3 protein-coding genes are annotated in these 3,759 nt (G+C 65.5%); all 3 read left to right on the plus strand.

What is annotated here, in order from left to right; genetic code table 11:
- Window positions 1-442: tautomerase family protein (locus ACIPIA_RS12000; RefSeq protein WP_400509771.1), on the plus strand; the 442-nt coding region annotated here is incomplete at its 5' end.
- Between the two features lie 134 nt (window positions 443-576).
- Entirely contained in the window at window positions 577-1,338 is a 762-nt protein-coding gene (recO, locus tag ACIPIA_RS12005; RefSeq protein WP_400509773.1) for a DNA repair protein RecO, read from the plus strand.
- A gap of 122 nt (window positions 1,339-1,460) precedes the next feature.
- Window positions 1,461-3,707 (plus strand): DNA topoisomerase IV subunit A, encoded by a 2,247-nt coding sequence (gene parC, locus ACIPIA_RS12010; RefSeq protein ID WP_400509776.1) that lies wholly within the window; start codon window positions 1,461-1,463, stop codon window positions 3,705-3,707.
- Window positions 3,708-3,759 lie beyond the last annotated feature (52 nt).

Raw genomic sequence — 3,759 nt, forward strand, 5'->3', positions numbered from 1 at the left:
AAGGCTAGATTCTCCCCGTCGATCGGCGGCCGCCAGGCTGCAACTGATGGAGAGAACCATGCCCCTGATCCGGATTTCCATGCGGCGCGGCCGCCCCGCCTCCGAGCCCGCAGCGATCATCGATGGTGTCTACAAGGCGCTGCGGGAGACTTTCGAGGTGCCGGAGAAAGATCTCTTCGCCGTCGTCCACCAGCATGACGCCGACGAGTTCGTCTTCGATGCCAACTACTTCGGTTTCAATCGGACTGCGGGGCTGGTGATCATCCAGATCACCGTCGCGAATACGCGGGGCGTTACGCAGAAGAAGAAGCTCTATGCTGCGATCGCGGAGAACCTGGCTCGCGAGCCGGGCCTGAAGCCGGACGACGTTTTCATCAACCTGGTGGAGGTCAAGCGCGAGGATTGGTCCTTCGGCGGCGGGATCGCCCAGTACGTCGCGTGAGACAGACCGGTCGTCTTCTGCGGCGCCTGGGCGGGCGCCGAGAGACAGATGGCGACAGCGCGCTGGTCTTGATAGGAGGCCAAGCGCGCTGCGGCGCATTTCCTTCCTTTGCGCGACTGGCTTAAGTCCGGTTCATGGAATGGACCGACGAGGGTACGATCATCGGCGTCAAGGCTCACGGAGAAAGCGCCGTGATCCTCGAGGTGATGACGCGCGAGCACGGTCGCCACCTCGGCCTCGTCAGGGGCGGGCGTTCCGCGAAGGCGCAGCCGCAATTGCAGCCCGGCAACCATGTCTCGTTGGTCTGGCGCGCCCGGCTCGACGAGCATCTCGGCGAGTACAAGGTCGAGCTTCTGGCCTCCCACGCCGCCCGATTGATGGAAGTGCCGATTGCGCTCTACGGGCTGGGAACGATTGGCGGGCTTCTGCGCCTGCTGCCGGAGCGGGATCCGCATCCCGGCCTTTATGAAGGACTTGCCGTCCTCATCGCCCATCTCGACGAGCCGCGCTTCGCGCCGGCACTCGTCGTCCGCTTCGAACTCGCCATGCTCGCCGAGCTCGGCTTCGGTCTCGATCTGTCGCGCTGCGCGGCGACCGGATCCACCGACGACCTCACCCATGTCTCGCCGAAATCGGGCAAGGCGGTCAGCCGGCGGGCCGCGCAGCCCTATCTCGACCGGCTGCTGGCGCTGCCGGCCTTCCTGGTCGAGGGGCAGGGGGGGCGTGAGCCTTCACCGGCCGAATTGCTGGCGGGCTTCACGCTGACCGGGTACTTCCTGCGCCGGCACCTGTTCGATCCGCGCGGCCTGCAGGAGCCGCCGGAGCGGTTGCGGCTGGTCGAGCAGGCGGTGCGTGCCGCCGGCAACATGCCGGAGGCGGATTCATCCACCGATTGAGCACGCAACGCTGCCGCCGGCGTTTGCACGCATGGCGGCGTACCTGCATTGTTCTGGCGGGCTGATTCGCGCTGTGCCATAGAGAGCGCGCGAATTTTCGACGAAACGAGGGCTGACGAAGCATGGGCAAACCGGTCGATCCGCCGCCGGAGGATGAAGCCGAGCGCATCGATCTGAAATCGGCGCTCGAGGAGCGCTATCTCGCCTATGCGCTTTCCACCATCATGCACCGCGCCCTTCCGGATGCGCGCGACGGACTGAAGCCCGTCCATCGCCGCATCCTCCACGCCATGCGGCTGCTCAGGCTCGATCCGGGCCAGGTCCATAAGAAGTGCGCCCGCATCGTCGGCGACGTCATCGGTAAGTTCCACCCGCATGGCGACCAGTCGGTCTATGACGCGCTGGTCCGTCTCGCGCAGGATTTCGCCCAGCGTTACCCGCTCGTCGACGGACAGGGCAATTTCGGCAACATCGACGGCGATAATGCCGCTGCCTATCGCTACACCGAAGCGCGGATGACCGAGGTCGCGCGCCTGCTCCTCGATGGTATCGACGAGGATGCGGTCGACTTCCGCGAGACCTACAACGGTGAGGACGAGGAACCGATCGTCCTGCCGGCCGCCTTCCCGAACCTGCTCGCGAACGGCTCGCAGGGCATTGCGGTGGGCATGGCGACCTCGATTCCGCCGCACAACGCGGCCGAACTCTGCGACGCCGCGCTTTACCTGATCCAGCATCCGGACACATCTTCCGAACAGCTCATGACCTTCGTGCCCGGACCGGACTTCCCGACCGGCGGCATCATTGTCGAGAGCCGGGCGTCGATGGCGGAGACTTATCGCACCGGCCGCGGCGCCTTCCGCACCCGTGCGCGCTGGCATGTCGAGGATCAGGGGCGCGGGACCTGGCTCGCCGTCGTCACCGAGATTCCCTACATGGTCTCGAAGGGCCGGCTGATCGAGAAGATCGCCGAGCTTCTCAACGACAAGAAGCTCCCGCTCGTCGCCGATCTGCGCGACGAGTCGGCCGAGGATATCCGGATCGTCATCGAACCGCGCGCCCGCAACGTCGATGCCAACCTGATGATGGAATCGCTGTTCAGGCTCTCGGAACTCGAAGCGCGCATTCCGATGAACATGAACGTGCTCACCGGCGGGCTGGTGCCGCGCGTGCTTGGGCTTGCCGAGGCCCTGCGCGCCTGGCTGGACCACCGCCGCGAGGTGCTGCAGAGGCGCTCGCGCTTCCGTCTCGGCCAGATCGAGAAGCGGCTCGAAATCCTGCGCGGCCTGCTGATCGTCTATCTCGACCTCGACCGGGTGATCAAAATCATCCGCGAGGAGGACGAACCGAAGCTCGAGCTGATGAAGGTCTTCGACCTCACAGAGGTGCAGGCCAATGCCATTCTCGATACGCGCCTGCGCGCCCTGCGCAAGCTTGAGGAGATGCAGCTCAAGACCGAGCTCGACGAACTGACCAAGGAGAAGGGGCAGATCGAGGAACTGCTCGGCTCCGAGGCGACACAGTGGAAGACGATCGCCTGGGATATCCGCCAGGTGAAGAAGTCCTTCGGCCCGGAAACGGCGATCGGCAAGCGCCGCACCGATTTCGCGGACATGCCCGACACCGCCGATATCGACCTGACCCAGGCCATGGTCGAGCGCGAGCCGATCACTGTGGTCATCTCGAAGAAGGGCTGGATCCGCGCGCTGAAGGGCCATGTGCAGGACCGCTCAAGCTTTTCGTTCAAGGGGGACGACGCGCTCCAGACCGCCTTCTTCACCGAGACGACGGCGAAGGTGCTGGTCCTGGCTTCGAATGGCAAGGTCTTCACGCTCGACGCCTCCAAGCTCCCGGGTGGGCGTGGCTTCGGCGATCCGCTCCGGCTGATGATCGAACTGGAGGAGACCGCCGAGATCGTCTCCGCCTTCCCCTACAGGCCCGGGACGAAACTGCTGATGGCGACGAGCGAGGGCAGGGGCTTCGTCGCTCCCGCCGACGATGTTGTCGCCAACACTCGCAAGGGACGGCAGGTGCTCAATGTCGACGGCACGACGGTCGCGATGCTGGCGGTGCCAGCCGATGGCGACCATGTCGCGATCATCGGCCAGAACCGCAAGCTGCTCTGCTTCCCGATCTCGGAAGTCGCGGAGATGGGGCGTGGCAAGGGCGTGCGCCTGCAGCGCTACAGGGATGGCGGCCTTTCCGACGCCAAGACCTTCAACCTCGCCGACGGCCTGACCTGGCTCGACACGTCCGGCCGGACCTGGACCGTGACGCAGGCCGATCTGCTGGAGTGGTTGGGCCATCGCGCGGAAGCAGGCCGCTTGCCGCCCAAGGGCTTCCCGAAGAGCAACACCTTCGGCGGCTAACAGGCCATCGCCCGGGCGGCATGCCGGGGCCAGGCCGAGCATCTCCGAGAGG

Origin of the sequence: Allobosea sp. CER48 (assembly GCF_044752385.1) — a bacterium.
In the GTDB taxonomy this organism is placed as follows: Bacteria; Pseudomonadota; Alphaproteobacteria; order Rhizobiales; family Beijerinckiaceae; genus Allobosea.

Excerpts from the sequence above, each read along its gene's own strand:
- parC (WP_400509776.1), top strand. The coding sequence starts at position 1,461 with ATGGGCAAACCGGTCGATCCGCCGCCGGAGGATGAAGCCGAGCGCATC.
- recO (WP_400509773.1), top strand. The coding sequence starts at position 577 with ATGGAATGGACCGACGAGGGTACGATCATCGGCGTCAAGGCTCACGGA.